We start from the raw sequence: 19,186 nt of genomic DNA, 5'->3' as shown, positions 1-19,186 counted from the left end.
GTCGCTCGCCCCCATGCCTAGATTCCTGCTCCACGGCCCCGGCCCTCGCCCGGCCTTCTACCTGCTCGCCGAACACCTGTGGGGCACCGGGTGCAATGTCGATTCCGATGGCAACAGCCGCAGCGCGGCCGATGACCAGTGGACGGAACTGACCCTGATCCTGCGGGCCGACAGCACGCAGCGCCTGGACATCGACCCGCTATCCGCGACGCCCCTGGTCCTGGCCATCAGCGCCTCCCGGATCGAGCTGGGACGACAGGCCGGGGAGTTTCTCCAGGCCCGTTGCGGCGGCATCCTGGAGCTCCAGGCAGGGCACTGAAGCTCGCAGCGACCCACTCCCGTCATTTTCTTTCTCCAGCCAAGGCAGGCCCAGCATGACCCCACCCGATATCGACTTCGTCGTCAGTTTCATTCCCGATCCCCTCGCGCTGTTCGAGCAGCTCAAGGCCTCGGTGTCCTGGGACGAGCGCATGCGCGCACGCAAGACTGCCAGCTTCGGCCTACCCTACGACTATTCGCAGATCAGCTACCCGGCGGTACCCATGCCCGAGATACTGGAGCGGCTGTGCCCGGCCATCGAACAATTGCTGGGGTTTCGTCCCAATAATTGCCTGCTCAACTTCTACCCCGACGGCCAATCCTCCATGGGCTTTCATTCCGATGCCAACGAACAACTGGTGCCAGGCACCGGCGTGGTGGTGATTTCCCTGGGGCATGCGCGCAGCATGCTGTTCAAGCACAAGCAAAGTGGCCAGATCCACGAGTACAACCTGGGCGCCGGTTCGCTGCTGCATATGTCCGACGCCTTGCAGACCCAGTGGCTGCATGCGATTCCCAAGGCGCCGGGCGCCGGCGAGCGCATCAGCCTGTCGTTCCGCCAGCTCCAGGAGCGCTAGTGCTGGAGGCGGTCCGGATCGACCCTTGACTCCAATTGCAGCCCGTCGACAATGCCCGACTGTGCCCACCGCCCCTGTCGAGGCTCCATGCAGTTGATTCCCTGGTCCCACCCGTGCCGCGAAGGCTTCACCCTGCGCGGCCTGCGTTCCGTGCCCTCGGGCAAGCCGTTGCTGCACTTTCTCCATGGCAATGGCTTCTGCGCCATGGCCTACCAACCGATGCTGGCGCTGCTGGCCGAGTCTTTCGACCTGTGGCTCAGCGACGTCCAGGGCCACGGCGACAGTGACCATGGTGGCCCTTTCCTGGGCTGGAACCGCACCGCGCAACTGGCCGCCGAAGCCTTCGAGGCCGGACTGGGGGACTACGGCGCAGTGCCGCGCTATGCCCTGGGCCACAGCTTCGGCGCGGTACTGACCTGCCTGGTGCTGGCCGAGCGCCCGCAACTGTTCGCCAAGGCCGTGCTGCTCGATCCGGTGCTGTTCACCCCCTCGATGATCAGCTCGCTGCGGGTGCTGTCGGTGCTGGGCCTGAACCGCCGCCACAGCCTGGCGCGCAAGGCCGCCGTCCGTCGACGCCACTGGCCCGACCGCGCCGCGGCCCGGGCTGCCTTGGCCAACCGCGGGGTGTTCAAGGGCTGGAGCACCGAGGCCCTGGCCGCCTATATCGAGCACGGCCTGAAGGATGACGGCCAGGGCGTGGCGCTCAAGTGCGCCCCCGAGCGTGAAGTGGATATCTTCAGCTCCGTTCCCCGACGCTTGTGGCAGGCCCTGGGCCAGATCCGCACCCCGACCCTGGCAATCCGCGGGCGCGACAGCTACCCCTATGTCGCCCGCTCGATCGAGCGCTGGGCCACCATCAACCGGCACCTGCACACCCAGGTGCTCGACGGCCACCACTGCTTCATGCAGGAACACCCGGCCGCCAGTGCCGAGGCGATCGCGGGCTTCTTCCTGGAACAGACCGGCTGAATCCCTTCAGCAAACCGCCCGAAAGACATGTCATTGTGCTATCATTAGGCGGTTTTCCGGCTCGGGGACGTGCCCCCGCCTACACCGGATAACGCTCGCCAAAGGCGCCGCCAGATGCGCCTGGTGCCAGCCTTGTGTGCAAAAACGCCGACGGCGCCATGGAGCCTGCTCCATAGCGCGCCGCACCGATGCAACCGCGCGCTGCCCGCCGGTTGCGCTTTTTGCTGCCACAAGGAACACCGTCATGCTCTTGAGAACGATGAACATATCCCGCCGCGCAGGGCTCAGCTTCGCCCTGATCGCCTTGCTCGCACTGGGCCTGGGGGGCTTCTCGTTGCTGGAAATGCAGCGCATGAACCAGCAATCCCTTGAGGTCGACCAGAACTGGCAACCCTCCATCGTCGCCGCCAATGCCGTAGCCCTGACCAGCACCCAGATCCGCACCATCACCCTGCGCATGCTGGTGGTCCGTGAGGCCAGCGCCGTCCAGGCGCTGCTGGCCCGGGTCGAGCAGCTCGAACAGCAACTGGACCGCCAGCAGGCCACCTACGAACAATTGATCAGCGAACCCGAGGAACGGGCCGCCTACGAGCGTTACCTCAACGCCAGGGCGGCTTATGCGAAGGACCAGCACCAGGTGCTGGAAGAGGTTCGCCAGGGCCACAAGGAAGCAGCGGTGAACATCGTCGACGGCGGATCGTTCCTGGTCAACGCCGACGCCATGCTCAAGGAGCTGTTGAGCATCATCGACATCAACACCCGGGGCGGGGTCGCCGCCGCCGAGAAAAGCAGCCAGGTGTTCCAGAGCGCCATCACCATGGTGGTGATGATCCTGCTGGGGGTCGTGGCCCTGACCATCGCCCTGGCCCTGTTGCTCACCCGCAGCATCGTGCGTCCCCTGGGCCAGGCCCTGGGCGTGGCCGAGACCATCGCCAGCGGTGACCTGGGCCAGAGCATCGCCATCAGCGGCAAGGACGAACCGGCGCGCCTGCTGCAAGCCCTGCAGACCATGCAGGCCAGCCTGCGCAACACTCTGCAGCGCATCGCCGACTCCTCGAACCAGCTGGCCTCGGCCGCCGAGGAGCTGCATGCGGTGACCGATCACTCCAGCCAGACCCTGCACCAGCAAAGCGACGAAGTGGAACAGGCGGCTACCGCGGTCAACGAGATGACCGCCGCCGTGGAGGAAGTAGCGCGTAACGCCGTGAGCACCTCCGAGGCGTCCAAGGAAACCGACCGTACCGCCCACCATGGCCGCGAGCAGGTGCAGCACACCGTCGACTCCATCGGCCAGCTGGCCCAGGACGTGACCCAGACCTGCGAGCGGGTCGAACACCTGGCGGTGGATGTGCGCAACATCGGCCAGGTGCTGGAGGTGATCCGCTCCATCGCCGAGCAAACCAACCTGCTGGCCCTCAATGCCGCCATCGAAGCGGCGCGGGCGGGGGACGCCGGGCGTGGTTTCGCGGTGGTCGCCGACGAGGTGCGGGCGCTGGCCCATCGTACCCAGCAGTCGACCCAGGAAATCGAAAGCATGATCAACACCATCGAAGAAGGCACCGAGGGTGCGGTCAGCGCCATGCGCACCAGCAATGAACGGGCGCACCTGACCCTGGAGGCGGCGCAAGCCTCGGGGCTGGCCCTGGACCAGATCACCCAGGCCATCACCTCGATCAACGAGCGCAACCTGGTGATCGCCAGCGCCAGCGAAGAACAGGCCCAGGTGGCCCGCGAGGTGGATCGCAACCTGGTCAACATTCGCGACCTGTCGACCCAGACCTCGGCCGGCGCCAACCAGAGCAACGCCGCCAGCCAGGAACTGTCGCGCCTGGCGGTGGACCTCAACGGCCTGGTGAACCAGTTCAAGCTCTGAGGGACAGCCGCGAGTCGCGAGCGGCAAGCCTGTAGCCTGCCGCTTCAGAACGCATAGCCGGCGATCACCCTACGCACCTTGAGCAACGCCTCGCGCAGCTCCGCCAGGCTCACCGAGCCCAGGGCCAGGCGAATGGCGTGGGGCACCGGACCGGCGCAAACGAAAGGCTCGGCCGTGGACACCGAGACCTTCTCGCGCAGCAGCGCCATGGCCACCTGGTCGGCCCGCACCTCCTCGGGCAATGCCAGCCAGAGGAAGTAGGAGCCGGGGTGGCCGAGGATCTCCAGCCCCGTCAACAACTCCCGCGCCAGGGCCTGGCGCTGGCGTGCATCGGCGCGTTTCTCCTGTTCCAGGCGGGCCACGGTGCCGTCCTCGATCCAGGCACAGGCCATGGCGCTCATCACCCCGGGATTGCTCCAGGTGGTGGCGCGGATCGCCCGCTCCAGGGCCTGGGTCCAGGCCGCAGGCGCCACCAGGTAACCCACCCGCAAACCAGCCGCGACATTCTTCGAGAACCCCGACACATACAGGGTGAGGTCCGGGGCCAGGGCGGCCAGGGGCGGTGGCGGGTCCTCGGCGAGAAACCCATAGGCTCCATCCTCGATGATCAGCAGCCGCCGCTCCCGGGCGATCGCCACCAGGCGCTGGCGCCAGGCCAGGTCTAGGACCCAGCCCATGGGATTGTGCAAGGTCGGCATGGCATACACCGCCCGCACCCGCCGCTGCCGGCACAGGCGCTCGAAGGCCGCAAGATCCGGCCCCTGCGGCGTCAGTGGAATGGCCAGCAATTCCAGGCCATGGGCGTCCGCCACCACCTTGAAACCCGGGTAGGTCAGGGCATCGGTAGCCACCACATCGCCGGGCTTGAGCAATGCCATGGCGGCAATCGACAATCCATGCTGGGCGCCGCTGACCATCAGCACTTGCTCGCCCTCCACCGCCAGCCCATGGCTGGCCAAGTAGCGCGCCACCAGGGCTCGCTCATGGGGCCGCCCGGCATGGGGCTGGTAGCGCAGCAAGGCCTCCAGGTCGCCACTGGAGGCCAACTGGCGCAAGGCGCCGCGCAGCAGTTCGGCCTGGCCAGGCAAGGATGGGTAGTTGAAGTTCAGGTCCAGGGTGCCGGCTGCGGTGGCCTGCTGGTCCACACCCTGCCCTGGCGGCAAGGCAGTCTCGCGGACAAAGGTGCCACGCCCGGTTTCACCGCTGACCAGCCCCATGGCCTCCAGTTCGGCATACACCCTGGATGCGGTGACCAGGGCCAGGCCTTCCCTTGCCGCCAGCTCGCGGTGGGTCGGCAGGCGGCTGCCGGGAGCCAGTACGCCACTGCGGATATCGCCGGCGAAGGCGTCGACCAATTGCTTGTAGCGGGCACGGGCCATAGGCGCTGTATCCATGACAATTTTTTGATTGTGCTGATTCTCGATCCTAGGATGGATCCGACGCAAGGCTTGGCGCAATGCCGGCCTGAATTTGCCACTTCAAGCGAGACCCCTCAATGGAACGGACATCGAACCTGCAATCCCCCGTGCTGGAGAAAACCTCCAGCGGTTGGCTCAACGGCTTCCTCGGCGTGCTGATCTTCAGCGGCTCGCTGCCGGCGACCCGGGTCGCGGTCGCCGAGTTCGATCCGTTGTTCCTCACCGTCGCCCGCGCCACCATCGCCGGGATACTGGCCCTGGCGATCCTGTTGCTGTTCAAGGAGCGGCGCCCGAGCAAGCCGCAACTGCTGCCCTTGGCGGTAGTCGCCCTGGGCGTGGTCCTGGGCTTCCCGCTGCTGACCGCCCTGGCCCTGCAGTACGTGACCTCGGCCCACTCCATCGTGTTCCTCGGCCTGCTGCCGCTGGCCACCGCGGTGTTCGGGGTGATCCGTGGCGGCGAGCGGCCACGCCCGGTGTTCTGGCTGTTCTCGATCCTGGGCAGCTTGCTGGTGATGGGTTATGCCTTCGCCCAGGGCCTGACGGCTTCGCCCCAGGGCGACTTGCTGATGCTGCTGTCGGTGCTGGTCTGCGGCCTGGGCTACGCAGAGGGTGCCAAGCTGTCGCGGACCCTGGGCGGCTGGCAGGTGATTTCCTGGGCGCTGGTGTTGTCGCTGCCGCTGATGATCGCCCTGACCCTGTTCACCCTGCCGTCCACCTTCAGCGGCATCAGCCTGCCGGCCTGGACCAGCCTGGCCTATGTCTCGCTGTTCAGCATGCTGATCGGCTTTGTGTTCTGGTATCGCGGGCTGGCCCAGGGCGGGATCGCCGCCGTCGGCCAATTGCAGCTGCTGCAGCCCTTCTTCGGCCTCGGCCTGGCCGCCGGCCTGCTGCATGAACAGGTCAGCCTGGGCATGCTCGGGGTGACGATTGCAGTGATCCTCTGCGTCGTCGGCGCGCGCAAGTTCTCCAAATAGGCAACCTGGCGCCGCTCACATCGGCACGGCGATCAACCAGATCACCGTGGCGTGGGCAGCGATCGCCGCCAGCACCCCATGCCGCATGCGCAAGCCGGCGCAGATCAAGCCTTCCAGCAGGGTGAACAGCAACACCGGCCAACCAGCGCTGGTAACGCTGAACGCCAGGAAGGCATGGCAGGCAGCGAATGCCAGGGCGCTGAGCAAGGCTGCTCGCCAAGGTGCACAACTTTGCTCCAGATATCCCTGCAACAGGCCACGGAACAGCACTTCCTCCAGGGCATTGCCGCCCAGGGCCAACAGGGCCATGCCCAGCAACCAGGAGCCGGTAGTCTGGTCCAGGTCGATCCCGGCATGGAGGCGCAACGGCAAGCCCAGCGCCATACCGCCGAGCAGCCCCAGGGCGAGGCCCGACAGCCACCCGCGACGCTCCCAGACCACCAGTTTCCAGAGTTGTGCAGCAACGCTCGCCAGACAGGCGAGCGTTGCCAACGACAGCAGGCCCAGGCCCGCCAACACCATCGGGTTGGCGATGAAGCCGATCTGTGTGCCAGCGCCCAGGGACCACAACTGCAACGGCGTCATCACATCCCGCAACAGCACGAACCCCAGCAGCAGGATGGCGATGCGCAGCCCCACCAGATGCCTGGGAGTCAGGCCGAACCACAGCGCATACAGCACCAGGCCCGGAAACAGGTACAGCAGGTAACTGCCGAGCAACGCCAGGGCGGCGCTCATCGCCCGGCTCCGGCAAGCGACCGTAGCTGGCAGGAGCAGGAAAGGATGGGGTTCATGTCGGCAATCCATTGCAATGAGGGTGCGCCAGGGTGGCGCAACTCGGTGCTATGGCGCAACGCCCACTGCCAAGGTGGATGAACCATCTTCAACGCAAGCAATGGAGCAATCAGAAGCTGCAACGGCAGCACGCCTTGAAGCGAGCCACCGCAGCCTGGGGCGACCCGGCTTCAGGTCGGGGAGATAGTGGCAAGTGCACCGATAGTGATGGTCAAGACCAGAAACCCAAACAAGAACAACGCCATCTTGGTCATCGGACCTCCTGAATATTAGGGTGCAGCGGGCCCGCTCTCCAGCCAGGGGCCGGGCGGGTGCGCCATTTTCCAAGCTCGGCTGTGCTGATAACAGATGCAGATAAACCAGAAAAATACGTATCAGATACCCGGTTACGCCAAGCGTCGTTACCCGGCCTTGCTGTTCAGTGGGCACAAAAAAGCCGGAACCCCATTGGGAGTCCCGGCTAAAAGGCCACGCAAACGACTGTCAGGCTAGTTCCCTGCGCAACTGGCGGGCAGCGGCGACCATGTGGACCAGGGCCGCTTCGGTTTCTGCCCAGCCACGGGTTTTCAGGCCACAGTCCGGGTTGACCCACAAGCGCTCGGCGGGAATACGCTTGGCCGCCTTGCGCAGCAGGTTGGCCATTTCCGAGGCGTCCGGCACCCGCGGCGAATGGATGTCGTAGACCCCCGGGCCAATCTCGTTGGGGTAGGCGAAGGTCTCGAAGGCCTCCAGCAGCTCCATGTCCGAGCGCGAGGTCTCGATGGTGATCACGTCGGCGTCCATGGCCGCGATGGAGTCGATCACATCGTTGAACTCGCTGTAGCACATGTGGGTGTGGATCTGGGTTTCGTCGCGCACCCCGGAGGCGCACAGGCGGAACACCTCGGTGGCCCAATCCAGGTAGTGTTGCCATTGCGCCCGGCGCAGCGGCAGGCCTTCACGGAACGCCGCTTCGTCGATCTGCACGATGCGGATACCAGCGGCTTCCAGGTCCAGCACTTCGTCGCGAATGGCCAGGGCCAGCTGCCGCGCCTGGACCTCGCGGGACACGTCCTCCCGGGGGAACGACCACATCAGCATGGTCACCGGCCCGGTGAGCATGCCCTTCATCACCTTGTCGGTCAGGCCCTGGGCGTAGCGGATCCACTCCACGGTCATGGCCCGTGGGCGGCTCAGGTCGCCGAAGATCACCGCCGGCTTGACGCAGCGCGAGCCGTAGCTCTGCACCCAGCCGAAACGGGTGAACAGGTAGCCGTCCAGTTGCTCGGCGAAGTACTCCACCATGTCGTTGCGCTCGGCCTCGCCGTGCACCAGTACGTCCAGGCCCAGGCGCTCCTGCACCTGTACCGCATGGCGAATCTCGCTCTGCATCGCCTCGGTGTATTCGGCGGCGCTCAGCTTGCCCTGCTTGAACGACTGGCGCGCCAGGCGGATGGAGGTCGTCTGCGGGAACGAACCGATGGTGGTGGTGGGGAACAACGGCAGATCCAGGCCGGCGCGCTGCTTGGCGATCCGTTGGGCGAATGGCGACTGGCGCTGGCTATCCCGGGCGCCGATCGCCGCCACCCGCGCTTGCACTGCGGGCTTGTGGATGCGCGGCGAGGCGGCCCGGCCGAGCTGGAGCGCCCGGCTCTGCTCCAGGGCCTTGAGCACTTGCGGTGCCTCTGGATGGTCCACCGCCTGGGCCAGCAGCGCCACTTCCTCGCACTTCTGCACGGCGAAGGCCAGCCAGCCCTTGAGCTCGGCATCGAGCTGGTCTTCCCGGGCCAGGTCCACCGGGCTGTGCAACAGGGAGCAGGAAGGCGCCACCCACAGCCGCTCGCCGACCCGCTCATGGGCATGGCGCAGGGTCGCCAGGGCCTTTTCCAGATCACAGCGCCAGACGTTGCGACCGTTGACCACCCCCAGCGACAGCACCTTGTAGGCCGGCAGGCGGTCGAGAATGCTCGGGAATTGGTCAGGGCCGCGCACCAGGTCGACGTGCAGGCCGTCCACCGGCAGGTTGGCGGCCAGGCCGAGGTTCTCCTCCAGCCCGCCGAAATAGGTGGCAAGCAGCTTCTTCAGCGGATCGCGCTGGATCAGGTTGTAGGCACGCTCGAAGGCGTTCTTCCAGTCCTGGGGCAGGTCCAGCACCAGGATCGGTTCATCGATCTGCACCCACTCCACGCCTTGCGCCGCCAGGCGCTGGAAGATCTGCCCGTACAACGGCAGCAAGCGCTCCAGTAGCTCCAGCTTGTCGAAGTCGGCGCCCTTGGCCTTGCCCAGCCACAGGTAGGTCAGCGGGCCAAGCACCACCGGCTTGACCTGGTGACCCAGGGTCCGGGCTTCCTCGACCTCCTCGAACAGTTGTTCCCAGCCCAGCTGGAACTGCTGCTCGGCGCTGAATTCCGGGACCAGGTAGTGGTAGTTGGTGTCGAACCACTTGGTCATCTCCTGGGCATGGGCACCGCCGCAGCAGTTGTCGCTGACACCGCGAGCCATGCCGAACAGGGTCTGCAGGGTAGCCGGGCCGTTCTGCGGACGGAAACGCTCGGGGATCACGCCGAACATCAGGGAGTGGGTCAGGACCTGGTCGTACCAGGCGAAGTCGCCCACTGGCAGCAACTCGATACCGGCGTCCTTCTGCAGTGCCCAGTGCGCCTGGCGCAGCTCGCGACCAACGGCGCGCAAGCCGGCTTCATCGAGTTCGCCCTTCCAGAACGCTTCCTGGGCCTTTTTCAGTTCGCGGTCGCGGCCAATGCGCGGGAATCCGAGGGAATGAGCCAAAGCCATGACAGACAACTCCATTGTGGGAATGGCAGCCATTGTCATTAGCGCGGCATGAGTGAGACAAACTCATTTTAATCCTGATGACCACAAGTTTTATTCATGATCATCCTTTCGCCGCATCCCACTCTCGGGCTCAGCGCCGGGCCAGCTTGTAGCGCACGCAATCGTCGTAAAAGCTTTTACGCAACGCCTCGGGCCTGATCCGCGACGGGCTGTCGTAGGTCTGCTCGGTGATGCCCAGGGCCATCATGCGCATCCAGCCCTTGCTGAACTTGTAGACCTGGATCTTCTGTCGCGCCGCATACAGCGATACCCCGGACAACTTCAGCTCCTGGGCCCTGGCAGCCGTGCCTGCGCCCCAGCTGCAGACATACCGGTCATTGGCCGCCAGCTCCCGGGCCTGGGCCGTCGCAGCCGAGCCCAGCAGGGCCAACGAAGTCATGGCAATCAACACCTGGCGCATATAAAGGTCACCTAACCACCTGAAAATAAAGTGATTTTGCCGGCCTTCAGGAATATACGGGGCCAGCACGGCGCCCCATCGATCAAGGCAAAGTGCCTGCCCATGCTGGCCACCCGGGATGCGCCCGTACCAAGTACGGATAAAAGCCCCTCGCCCCCTGAAACTTTCTTCCCAGGGGCCTCCAGGCCGGGGCCGGCCAGTATTCCCACGAAGAATAGGCCCATGAAAATCGTGCATTGTATTTCTCGCCCGGGATCTCCTAGCGTGTCCGCTCCCCCATTGGAGATCATGCCGTGACCGCTTCCCGCCCGCGCCTGTACGTCGATGCCCAGTTCACCAGCCCCTATGCCATGTCCGTATTCGTGGCGCTACGGGAGAAAGGCATCGATTTCGAAATGCTCCCGCTGGACCTCGACGCCGAGCAGAATCGCAGCCAGGACTATGCCCGGCTGTCCCAGACCCAAAGGGTGCCGACCCTGATCCATGAAGGGTTCGCGCTGTCCGAATCCTCGGCCATCACCGAATACCTGGAAGAGCTGTTCCCCCAGGTCCCGGTCTACCCCAAGGCGCCGCGCCAACGGGCCAAGGCCCGCCAGGTACAGGCCTGGCTGCGCAGCGACCTGCTGCCGATCCGCCAGGAGCGCTCGACCCTGGTGGTGTTCTACGGCCAGCGCGGCGAGCCGTTGTCGGCCCAGGCCCAGGTGGCCGCGGCCAAGCTGATCGATGCGGCGCAAGCGCTGCTGGAGGATGGGCGCCAGTACCTGTTCGACACCTGGTCCATCGCCGATGTCGACCTGGCGCTGATGCTCAACCGCCTGGTGCTCAACGGCGACCCGGTACCGGCGAACCTGGTGGACTACGCCCAGCGCCAATGGCAGCGCCCGGCGGTGCAGGAATGGGTGCAGCTGCAGCGCCCGGCACTGTAGGCACTGGCCAAGGTCACGGCTCAGCCGGCAACCGGGGCCTGGCGCAGGTAGGCGAGCATGTGTTGCGCGTACTCGGCCTTGCCCAGCGGCACACCGTTGTGGCGCAGGATGTTGTAGGCGGTGACCAGGTGGAAATAGAACTGTGGCGTGGCCCAGTTACGCGCGTACTCCTCGCCAGTCATGTCGAAGGCGATGGCGTTGGGCAGTTCGATAGCCACGGCCCGCGCACCGCTGTCATCGATCAATCGACCATCGGCATCGGCGAGAAACGCCACGGTCTGGCGGATCAGTGCCTTGGCCTCGGCCATGTTGACCGGCGTCGGCAGTGTGCTGACCGATTGGCCGCTCAGGCGCTCCACCGCTTCCCGGGCCTGGGTACAGGTAAAACGCACCTGCGCCGCCAGATCGTACATATCCGGGGCCAGGCGCGCATCCAGCAGGTTCTGCGGGTCGAAACCCAGCTTCCGGGCATGTTCCTCGCCCTTGGCCAGCAGGGTCTCCAGGGTATGCAGCATCTGGGCGAAACAGGTGACGGTCACAGCATGGATCGACATAGGCTTCCTCTCAGGCTCGGGGTGCGCCTGGGCGCACGATGATCACAAGGCTTGCAGCCTAGCAGGTGACCAGGCCGGGTTCGACGGTACCGACCGGTGACAAAGGTACCCGTGCGCCGATCGTGCTGTTATGGTGCGCCCCTTGAGAAATACACCGCCAGCCAATGAGGAAAATGACCTTGAGCAGTGAAGCAACAATGACCGGGGACCTGTTCGAAGTCGACAAGCGCCTGGCCCTCAAGCCCATCGTCGAGTTCAACGCCTACCTGCGCGCCGCCTTCGCCGACGGTCCCTGTGCCTGCGGCCGCTGCGTGGCCAGCCAGCGCGACGAGAGTGGCTACGAATACCGCCACAGCTTCGAGTTTTCCGGCCAGGTGGCCAGCCGTCGCTTTGCCTCCACCGCCGGTAGCGATGTGCTGCAGGCCTTGAAGAAGGCCTGGCTGTCCTACACCAAGGCCGAGCTGCTGGTACCTGGCGAACTGGAACTGGCCACGGTCAAGGAGTTCGTCGAGCCGCAACTGCACCAGCGCCTGGTGCCGTTGTTCCTGGCCAGCGGCCTGGCCCGGGAAACCGATGGCCAGTTGCAACTGCAGGTCCAGGCCGCCTGAACCCTCCCTGCCCCCGTTCACAGCCAGCGGCGCACCTGCCGCTGGTAGGCCGTGAAACCGCTACCGAACAACCGCTCCAGCGCTCGCTCCTCGGGGCCGACCTGCCAACGGTTCATGTACAACACGAACCCCGGTACGCCCAATAGCGCCAGGGGGCTGGCCAGGTACAGGCCCCACGCCAGCAGGCACAGGGCGAAGCCCGCGTACATCGGGTTGCGGGTGTAGCGGTAGATGCCCGAGGTGACCAGCGCCGAGGCGTTCCCCGGCTTGAGCGGATTGACCGTGGTCCTGGCCCGGCGAAACGACACCACGCCAGCGAGCGCCACCCCTACGCCGGCGCACACCAGCGGCACGGCCAATGCCAGGCGTAGACCGTGGCCCAGTTCCAACCCCGGCGTCCCCCAGGCCACAAGCCCCATGAGCAGCGCGCACAGCAGCGCGATCGCCGGTGGCGGAATGCGATGTTCCAGTCCCTGCATGTTTTGCCTCCCTCTTCCCATGGCCCTGTGGCCGATGCCTACAGGTTATCCGTCAGTGAGCCCGGTTAGAATGCCTGGACCTGCCTTGAAGCTGGAGCAACGCCCCCACGGCACACCGAGACCAGAATGGACCGAGGGGATTGAGGCAATGGAGTGCCTGGATCACTATGTCGCTCCCCACGACGCGGGGATTGCCAGGCAACGAGTTCCAGCAAGGCCTTGCCTGCGATGACAATACCGCCCCAAGGCCCTTCCCCTTCAAGCAAGAGGTGAACATGCAGAACCCCCATCGAGGCAGCTGCCTGTGTGGCGCCGTGAACTACCAGGTCCACGGTGAACTCAAGGCCGTCACCCACTGCCATTGCCGCAAGTGCCGCAAGGGCCATGGCGCCGCCTTCGCCACTTATGCCAGCACCCTGCGCGCCCAGCTCGCCATCGACGACCCAGGCGCTGCGCTCAAGGCCTACGAGTCCTCGCCTGGGGTGCTGCGCCAGTTCTGTGGACACTGCGGCTCCTCGCTGTTCTGGCACAACGTCGGGGGCCAGTTCGCCGATTGGCTGTCGATCGCCATCGCCACCCTGGACACCGCCTTCACCGCGCCACGGCAGAAGCACCACTGCGTGGCCACGAAAGCCGACTGGCACACCATCACCGATCAATTCCCCCAGCAGCCATGACCCGGGAATTCAGCTATGTCTGGCTGCTGCCGCTGCTGGAGCGTCCCTGGGCCAGGGTCATGGCCGACCTGCCCGGCGCAGTGGCCGAGCTGAAGATCGAGGCACCGCTGCCCGAGCCGCTATCGCTGCGCGAACTGTTGCTCACCGCGCTGGGCTCCGGCTCGCCCTACTGGCCACGGTGTGCGGCCCAGTGGCTGGAACAAGGGTTTCCCCTCGACCATGGGCTCTGTACAAGGCTGCTGGAACTGGTGCATGGGAAAGCCTTCGAGCAGTCCGTCGGCCAGCGCCTGGGGGCACTGGCCAAGCGCTGGCAGCGCCAGCATCTGCCAACGCCCTAACGCCGTGCGCTAGCGGGCGGCCACATCCTTGGGCCGGTAGAACAGGAAGCTGCCGATCTCGACGGTCTTGATGTAGGCCCGGGCCCAATCCGGCGAAGCACTGCGATCGTGAAAGTACAGCGCACCGCCGGTGCGGTCCTTGAGCTGCTGGTTCAAGGCCTTGCGGGCGATCTCCTTGGCAACGCTGTAGCGCTGCTCTTCTTCCACCTGGTCCGGACGGCCATCGCACCACCAGGAGAACTGGCAAGGGCTCTTCTGCGAACCCTGCTTGACCACCTCGCACACCGTCCCGGGAAACCCCTCGTGGCCCAGGCGATTGAGTACCACATCGGCCACCGCCTCCATGTCCTCGGCCTCACCGCCCTTGGCCTCCCAATAGAGGGTCCGCGACAGGCAAGTCAGGGCATCGTCCACTGGTGCCTGGCCCGCCGGGTCGACGGCCTGGGCTTCGCTCTTGCTCAGGGGAGCGGCCTCGGGCGCGGTCTTCGGGCTTTGCTTGTCCGCGGCCTTCTGCTCCAGGGCCTGGGCCTTGTCCTCGGCAGCGGCCCGGACTGCCGGCGACTCGGCCGCCCAGGCTGAAACAGTCAAGGGCAGCAAGCAAAAACAGATGATCCTGGCAATCAGGTACATGATCGATTCGTCCTGGTGAACCTTAACCACCCCGCCCCATCGCGTTGCTGGCAAGTCGGCGGGAGCCATGCTGAATCGACCATCGAGCGGCTAAAACATTCCGCGCCCAACCCAGCGCCAACCACGGGATGCCAGCACGGCAAAAACCTTGAGCATGACTGGATTAGCCACTGGTAATGATACGGATTCTCATTAAAATAGCCGCCCATTCACGCTGGTACCGCATCGGCGTAGCAAGGACCATGGGCGATGGTGACCGGAGACAACCAACAACGACTCAGCACGCTGTTCGTCGCCCAGCGCGGTGCATTGATCCGCATGCTGTCGCGCGTGGTCGGCTGTTCCAGCCTGGCCGAAGACCTGGCCCAGGAAGCCTACCTGCGGGTGGCCAAGGCATTGAACACTCGCTCCATCGAGCATCTGCAACCGTTTCTCTACCAGACGGCCCAGTACCTGGCTTTCGATCATCTGCGTAGCCAACGCAGCAAGCGCCGTTTCGAATACCAGCTGGGCGACGATCGCCAGATCAACCAGATTCCGACCGCCGCGCCGGGCCCCGATAGCCACGTACAGGGCCAGCAGCAGCTGCAATTGCTGCAGCAGGTACTGGCCACCCTGCCCAAGCGCCAGCAACAAATCCTGGTTTTGCATAAACTGCACGGCCTTGCCCAAGGCGAGATCGCCCAGCGCCTGCAGGTCTCCCTGAGCACGGTGGAAAAGGACCTGCGCCATGCACTCAACGCCTGCCTCAAGGCCACCGACCGGCACGACCCCGATGACTGAACACCCAAGCAACGCCCTGCCCTGCGATGCGGTGCGAGAACAGGCCAGCGACTGGTTCGCCCAGCGCGAGGCGGTGGCTGGCAACCCACTGCTGCGCCAACGCTTCGAACAATGGTGCAACGCCGACCCACGACACGCTGCGGCCTATGAAGCCTTGCAAGCACTGTGGGAATCCACCGCCTTCGAGCAGGCCCTGGAGCATCTGGCGCTGGATCTGGAACTACCTCCCGCGCCGCTCCCGGTACGCCGCAAACCCGCCACTGGCCGCTGGCTGGCGGCGGCTGCAGCCTTGTTGCTGATGCTCGGCGCGGGCTGGATCAGCGACTTGCCAATGCGTTTGCAAGCCGATCACCTGGCCGGAGTGGGCCAGGTGCAAGCATTCGACCTGGCCGACGGCTCCCATGTCGTCCTGGGTAGCCATAGCGCTATCAGCACCACGTTCGACGGCGAGCACAGGCGCATCCGCCTGCTGCGCGGCGAGCTCTATGTCGAAGCCTTTCACGATCCTTCCCGACCCATGGTCATCGACGCCGGCGAAGCCACGGTCACCGTGGTCGGCACGCGCTTCAGCGTCAATCGTCATGACGAGGCAGTCACGGTGGCGGTGCGTGAAGGCCGGGTGCGCCTGGCCAGCGACGACGGCGAACAGAGCCTGTTGCAGGCCGGCAACTGGCAACGGCTGGAAGACCGGCGCCTGCAGGCCTTGCACCTGCAAGGCAGTGAACGGCAGATGGCCTGGCTCAACGGTCGCTTGTCGTTCCAGGACATGCCGCTGGCCCAGGTGCTGGAGGAGTTGCGGCGCTACTACCGGGCACCGATCCTGTTGTTCAACGATGCCGCCGCCCAGCAGCAGGTCAGCGGCAACTACCGGCTCGACGATCCGCAAGCGGTCGTCCAGGCCTTGAGCAAGGTCACGGCCACCGAGCTGACCCGCCTGCCAGGTGGCATCCTGGTGCTCCGCTGACACACCCAAGGCAGGCGAGAAAAAAGTTTTACGGCTTTGTCCGGGATAACCCGTCAGGGTGTTTGCTTTTGCAAATCATTCCTATTTCGTACGGGACTTCCATGCACTTCTCATCCCACATCCCCGCCCGCAGCATCCTGGCGCTAGCCATCTGCCTGGCCTGCGGGCACGCAGCGGCAGTCGAGCCCGCCAGCGCCCCCAGCAGGCAAGAGTCGGACCTGCATAGTTTCTCCATCGCCAGGCAACCCCTGGCCGAGGCCCTGGACCAACTGAGCACCCAGAGCGGGTTGCAGATTGCCTATTCATCGCCGATGGCCCAAGGCATCCAGTCCCCTGGAGTCAGCGGCAGGCTGAGCGCCGAACAGGCACTGGCCAAGGTGCTGGAGGGCACCGGCCTGGGCTTCGAGCGCAATGGCCTCAATGCCGTCCTGCTGACCCGCCTGCCCGCGGTGGAGAAGAGCGTGGAACTGGGGGCGACCCAGATCATCAGCAACCAATTGGGCACCGTGACCGAGGGCTCCGGCTCCTACACCCCTGGCACCCTGGCCACCGCCACCCGGCTGGTGTTGAGCCCCCGCCAGACCCCGCAATCGGTGAGCGTCATCACCCGCCAGCACATGGAGGATTTCAACCTCAACAATGTCGACGACGTGATGCGCCACACCCCGGGCATCACCGTATCGGCCTACGACACCGACCGGACCAACTACTACGCCCGCGGTTTCTCGATCAACAACTTCCAGTACGACGGCATTCCCTCCACCTCACGCAATGTCGCCTACTCGGCGGGCAACACCCTGAGCGACATGGCGATCTACGACCGGGTCGAAGTGCTCAAGGGCGCCACCGGCCTGCTGACCGGCGCAGGCTCGCTCGGCGCCACCATCAACCTGGTGCGCAAGAAACCCACCGCCGAATTCAAGGGGCACGCCACCCTGGGCGCGGGCTCCTGGGACAACTATCGCAGCGAAGTGGATGTCAGCGGCCCGTTGACCGACAGCGGCAATGTCCGTGGTCGTGCCGTTGCCGCCTACCAGGACAAGCAGTCGTTCTTGGACCACTACTCGCGCAAGACCGGAACCTACTACGGCATCCTCGAGTTCGACCTGTCCCCGGATACGATGCTGACCGTGGGCGCCGACATGCAGGACAACATTCCCAAGGGCTCCAGCTGGTCCGGCACCTTCCCGCTGGTCAATTCCAACGGCAGCATCAACAAGATGTCGCGCTCCTACAACAACGGTACGACCTGGAGCGCCTGGGAGCAGTACACCCGCACCGCCTTCGCCATGCTCGAACATGACCTGGGCGATGGCTGGGTCACCAAGCTGCAACTGGACCACAAGATCAACAGCTACCATGCCGAGCTGGGCTCGATCCAGTTCGACCAGCCCCAGGCCGATGGCAGTGCCGAGATCAACGGCCAGAAGTACACCGGCGAAACCAAGAGCACCTCCGCCGATCTCTATGCCAGCGGGCCGTTCAGCCTGTTCGGGCGCGACCATGAGCTGGTGCTGGGCGGTTCCATCAGCACGTCACGCTGGCAAGGCAAGGGTTACTGGGCGCCGGTCTGGCCCCAGGGCAACAAGGTGGATTTCTACAACTGGAAGGGCCACCTTTCCCGCCCCATCTGGCAGGCTCCGGCGCAGATTACCGACGACACCACGCGCCAGACTGGCGCCTACCTGACCACCCGCCTGAACCTGTTGGACGACCTGAACGTCATCCTCGGCGGGCGCGTGGTCAACTATCACCAGACCGGCCTGACCCCGTCGTACCGGGAAAGCGGGCGCTTCGTCCCCTATGCCGGGATCATCTATGACCTCAACGAGAACTTCTCGGCATACGCCAGCTACACCGATATCTTCATGCCCCAGGAGAGCTTCAACAAGGACCGGGACCAGAAGCTTTTGGAGCCGGATGAAGGCCAGAACTACGAGCTGGGCCTGAAGGGAGAATTCTTCGAAGGCCGGTTGAACAGCAGCCTGGCCTACTTCGAGATTCGCGAGAACAACCGGCCGATCTCCGACGACGCCTACAACAACCTGACCCCCACCCCGAGCAACTATGCCTACAAGGGGTCCAAGGCGGTCACCAAGGGCTACGAGGCGGAGATTTCGGGTGAGTTGAGCCCGGGCTGGCAGGTCCAGGCCGGCTACACCCACAAGGTGGTGCGCGATGATAAAGGCGACAAGCTCTCCACCTTCGAACCCGAGGACCAGGTCAACCTGTACACCACCTACAAGCTCAAGGGCGACCTGGACAAGTTGACAGTCGGCGGCGGCCTGCGCTGGCAGAGCAAAGGCTGGTACTCGATCTACAACAAGCCGCTGGACCGCAACCAGGACATCACCCAGTCATCCTACTGGCTGGTGGACCTGATGACCCGCTACCAGATCACCGACAGCCTGTCGGCGACCCTGAACGTCAACAATATCTTCGACAAGTCCTACTACACCAACGTCGGTTTCTATAACTCGGCCGCCTACGGTGAACCGCGCAACTTCATGCTCAGCACCCGCTGGGACTTCTAGGCCCTTGGCCCTGTCGGACAATGGCATCCGGCAGGGCCTTTCGCGGCCTCGCTGCACTCAGTCGAGCAAGCCGGCCTGCTTGAGCAACTGCTCCAGCCCCTGGGGCACCAGGGGCGCTTGCGGGCCGAAGCTCGAACTGTCGTGCCAGCTGACGGTGAAGCCCATGCCGTCGGTTTCCTCGCCGTGCAACTGGCCACGGGAGTAGACACTGGCATCGTCGAAGCGTGCGTCATACACCTGGACGATTTCGTGCCCGGGCTGGCCCAGGTAGGTGAACAGGTTTTCCAGGGTACCCAGCAGGCGCAGCTGGCTGATGGACAGGCCGAGCTCTTCCTCCACCTCGCGGCGGATGGCCTGGTCGCTGCGCTCGCCGAACTCGATGCCGCCACCCACCGGGCGGAACACCGTCTGCTGCTCATGGGGGTCGTCGAACTGATGGACCAGGATCTTGCCCTGGTGATGGAAGACACAAAGCGCCAGGGCGCGGATACGCGGTTCAGCCATGGGAAAATCCGTTTGCCGGGGGAAAAAGCGCG

General features: G+C 65.0%; 20 protein-coding genes. 12 read left to right on the top strand and 8 right to left on the bottom strand.

The genetic code is table 11. The annotated features are described in order from the left end of the window. The first annotated feature begins 13 nt into the window (after positions 1-13). The 4 genes from AC3WK8_RS07915 (at position 14) to AC3WK8_RS07900 (ending at position 3,738) form a co-directional block, all read left to right on the top strand. The gene (locus AC3WK8_RS07915; RefSeq protein WP_103323905.1) at positions 14-319 is read left to right on the top strand and encodes a hypothetical protein; all 306 of its coding nucleotides are present in this window, start codon (positions 14-16) and stop codon (positions 317-319) included. 55 nt (positions 320-374) lie between these two features. Then, the gene (locus AC3WK8_RS07910) at positions 375-896 is read left to right on the top strand and encodes an alpha-ketoglutarate-dependent dioxygenase AlkB (protein WP_103323906.1); all 522 of its coding nucleotides are present in this window, start codon (positions 375-377) and stop codon (positions 894-896) included. A gap of 87 nt (positions 897-983) precedes the next feature. Beyond that, entirely contained in the window at positions 984-1,865 is an 882-nt protein-coding gene (locus tag AC3WK8_RS07905) for an alpha/beta fold hydrolase (RefSeq protein ID WP_103323907.1), read from the top strand. A gap of 244 nt (positions 1,866-2,109) precedes the next feature. After that, positions 2,110-3,738, top strand: a complete 1,629-nt coding sequence (locus tag AC3WK8_RS07900; RefSeq protein WP_103323908.1) for a methyl-accepting chemotaxis protein — start codon at positions 2,110-2,112, stop codon at positions 3,736-3,738. Between the two features lie 44 nt (positions 3,739-3,782). Here AC3WK8_RS07900 and AC3WK8_RS07895 read toward each other — a convergent pair whose 3' ends face one another. Next, positions 3,783-5,117, bottom strand: a complete 1,335-nt coding sequence (locus AC3WK8_RS07895; RefSeq protein WP_103323909.1) for an aminotransferase-like domain-containing protein — start codon at positions 5,115-5,117, stop codon at positions 3,783-3,785. A 116-nt stretch (positions 5,118-5,233) separates the two neighbouring features. Between AC3WK8_RS07895 and AC3WK8_RS07890 the strand changes: the two genes are divergently transcribed. Beyond that, on the top strand, positions 5,234-6,130 hold the full coding sequence (locus AC3WK8_RS07890) for a DMT family transporter (RefSeq protein ID WP_085596589.1): 897 nt from the start codon (positions 5,234-5,236) through the stop codon (positions 6,128-6,130). 15 nt (positions 6,131-6,145) lie between these two features. On the opposite strand, the gene AC3WK8_RS07885 is transcribed toward AC3WK8_RS07890, so the two are convergent. From AC3WK8_RS07885 to AC3WK8_RS07875, 3 genes are all read right to left on the bottom strand, one after another. Continuing rightward, complete coding sequence (locus AC3WK8_RS07885) at positions 6,146-6,868, bottom strand: CPBP family glutamic-type intramembrane protease (RefSeq protein WP_103323910.1); 723 nt, start codon at positions 6,866-6,868, stop codon at positions 6,146-6,148. 540 nt (positions 6,869-7,408) lie between these two features. Then, on the bottom strand, positions 7,409-9,697 hold the full coding sequence (gene metE, locus AC3WK8_RS07880) for a 5-methyltetrahydropteroyltriglutamate--homocysteine S-methyltransferase (protein WP_085596591.1): 2,289 nt from the start codon (positions 9,695-9,697) through the stop codon (positions 7,409-7,411). 130 nt (positions 9,698-9,827) lie between these two features. Next, positions 9,828-10,157 (bottom strand): hypothetical protein, encoded by a 330-nt coding sequence (locus tag AC3WK8_RS07875; RefSeq protein WP_085596592.1) that lies wholly within the window; start codon positions 10,155-10,157, stop codon positions 9,828-9,830. A 293-nt stretch (positions 10,158-10,450) separates the two neighbouring features. On the opposite strand from AC3WK8_RS07875, the gene yfcF reads away from it, so the two are divergent. Further along, a complete protein-coding gene (yfcF, locus tag AC3WK8_RS07870; RefSeq protein ID WP_103323912.1) occupies positions 10,451-11,083 on the top strand; it encodes a glutathione transferase in 633 nt (210 codons plus the stop codon). A 20-nt stretch (positions 11,084-11,103) separates the two neighbouring features. Here the strand turns inward: yfcF and AC3WK8_RS07865 are convergent, their stop codons facing one another. Further along, positions 11,104-11,637 (bottom strand): DUF1993 domain-containing protein, encoded by a 534-nt coding sequence (locus AC3WK8_RS07865; protein ID WP_103323913.1) that lies wholly within the window; start codon positions 11,635-11,637, stop codon positions 11,104-11,106. Positions 11,638-11,810: 173 nt separating this feature from the next. Between AC3WK8_RS07865 and AC3WK8_RS07860 the strand changes: the two genes are divergently transcribed. After that, positions 11,811-12,245, top strand: a complete 435-nt coding sequence (locus AC3WK8_RS07860) for a hypothetical protein (protein WP_103323914.1) — start codon at positions 11,811-11,813, stop codon at positions 12,243-12,245. Positions 12,246-12,262: 17 nt separating this feature from the next. Here the strand turns inward: AC3WK8_RS07860 and AC3WK8_RS07855 are convergent, their stop codons facing one another. Next, positions 12,263-12,724 carry a methyltransferase family protein gene (locus AC3WK8_RS07855; RefSeq protein ID WP_103323915.1) on the bottom strand — a complete coding sequence of 154 codons (462 nt, stop codon included), beginning with the start codon at positions 12,722-12,724 and terminating at the stop codon, positions 12,263-12,265. Positions 12,725-12,999: 275 nt separating this feature from the next. Here AC3WK8_RS07855 and AC3WK8_RS07850 point away from each other — a divergent pair, with 275 nt between their 5' ends. Both AC3WK8_RS07850 and AC3WK8_RS07845 read left to right on the top strand, forming a co-directional pair. Next, positions 13,000-13,401 carry a GFA family protein gene (locus AC3WK8_RS07850; protein ID WP_103323965.1) on the top strand — a complete coding sequence of 134 codons (402 nt, stop codon included), beginning with the start codon at positions 13,000-13,002 and terminating at the stop codon, positions 13,399-13,401. Next, positions 13,398-13,739: a hypothetical protein gene (locus tag AC3WK8_RS07845; RefSeq protein ID WP_085596600.1), complete on the top strand. Its 342-nt coding sequence runs from the start codon at positions 13,398-13,400 to the stop codon at positions 13,737-13,739. The genes AC3WK8_RS07850 and AC3WK8_RS07845 overlap by 4 nt, the downstream gene beginning before the upstream one ends. A gap of 9 nt (positions 13,740-13,748) precedes the next feature. Here AC3WK8_RS07845 and AC3WK8_RS07840 read toward each other — a convergent pair whose 3' ends face one another. Then, positions 13,749-14,369, bottom strand: a complete 621-nt coding sequence (locus tag AC3WK8_RS07840; protein WP_085596601.1) for a cell wall hydrolase — start codon at positions 14,367-14,369, stop codon at positions 13,749-13,751. A 249-nt stretch (positions 14,370-14,618) separates the two neighbouring features. On the opposite strand from AC3WK8_RS07840, the gene AC3WK8_RS07835 reads away from it, so the two are divergent. From AC3WK8_RS07835 to AC3WK8_RS07825, 3 genes are all read left to right on the top strand, one after another. Beyond that, positions 14,619-15,152, top strand: coding sequence for an RNA polymerase sigma factor (locus AC3WK8_RS07835; protein ID WP_103323916.1), 534 nt, complete (start codon positions 14,619-14,621; stop codon positions 15,150-15,152). Next, complete coding sequence (locus AC3WK8_RS07830; RefSeq protein ID WP_103323917.1) at positions 15,145-16,116, top strand: FecR family protein; 972 nt, start codon at positions 15,145-15,147, stop codon at positions 16,114-16,116. Before AC3WK8_RS07835 ends, AC3WK8_RS07830 begins: the two co-directional genes overlap by 8 nt. Positions 16,117-16,217: 101 nt before the next feature. Further along, a complete protein-coding gene (locus AC3WK8_RS07825) occupies positions 16,218-18,650 on the top strand; it encodes a TonB-dependent siderophore receptor (protein WP_178087980.1) in 2,433 nt (810 codons plus the stop codon). 57 nt (positions 18,651-18,707) lie between these two features. Here the strand turns inward: AC3WK8_RS07825 and AC3WK8_RS07820 are convergent, their stop codons facing one another. Next, entirely contained in the window at positions 18,708-19,154 is a 447-nt protein-coding gene (locus AC3WK8_RS07820) for an NUDIX hydrolase (protein ID WP_103323919.1), read from the bottom strand. Between the last annotated feature and the right edge of the window lie 32 nt (positions 19,155-19,186).

Source organism: Pseudomonas sp. FW507-12TSA (assembly GCF_058781435.1).
Note: the sequence above shows the minus strand (reverse complement) of the source record. Positions and strands in the feature narration are given on the sequence as shown.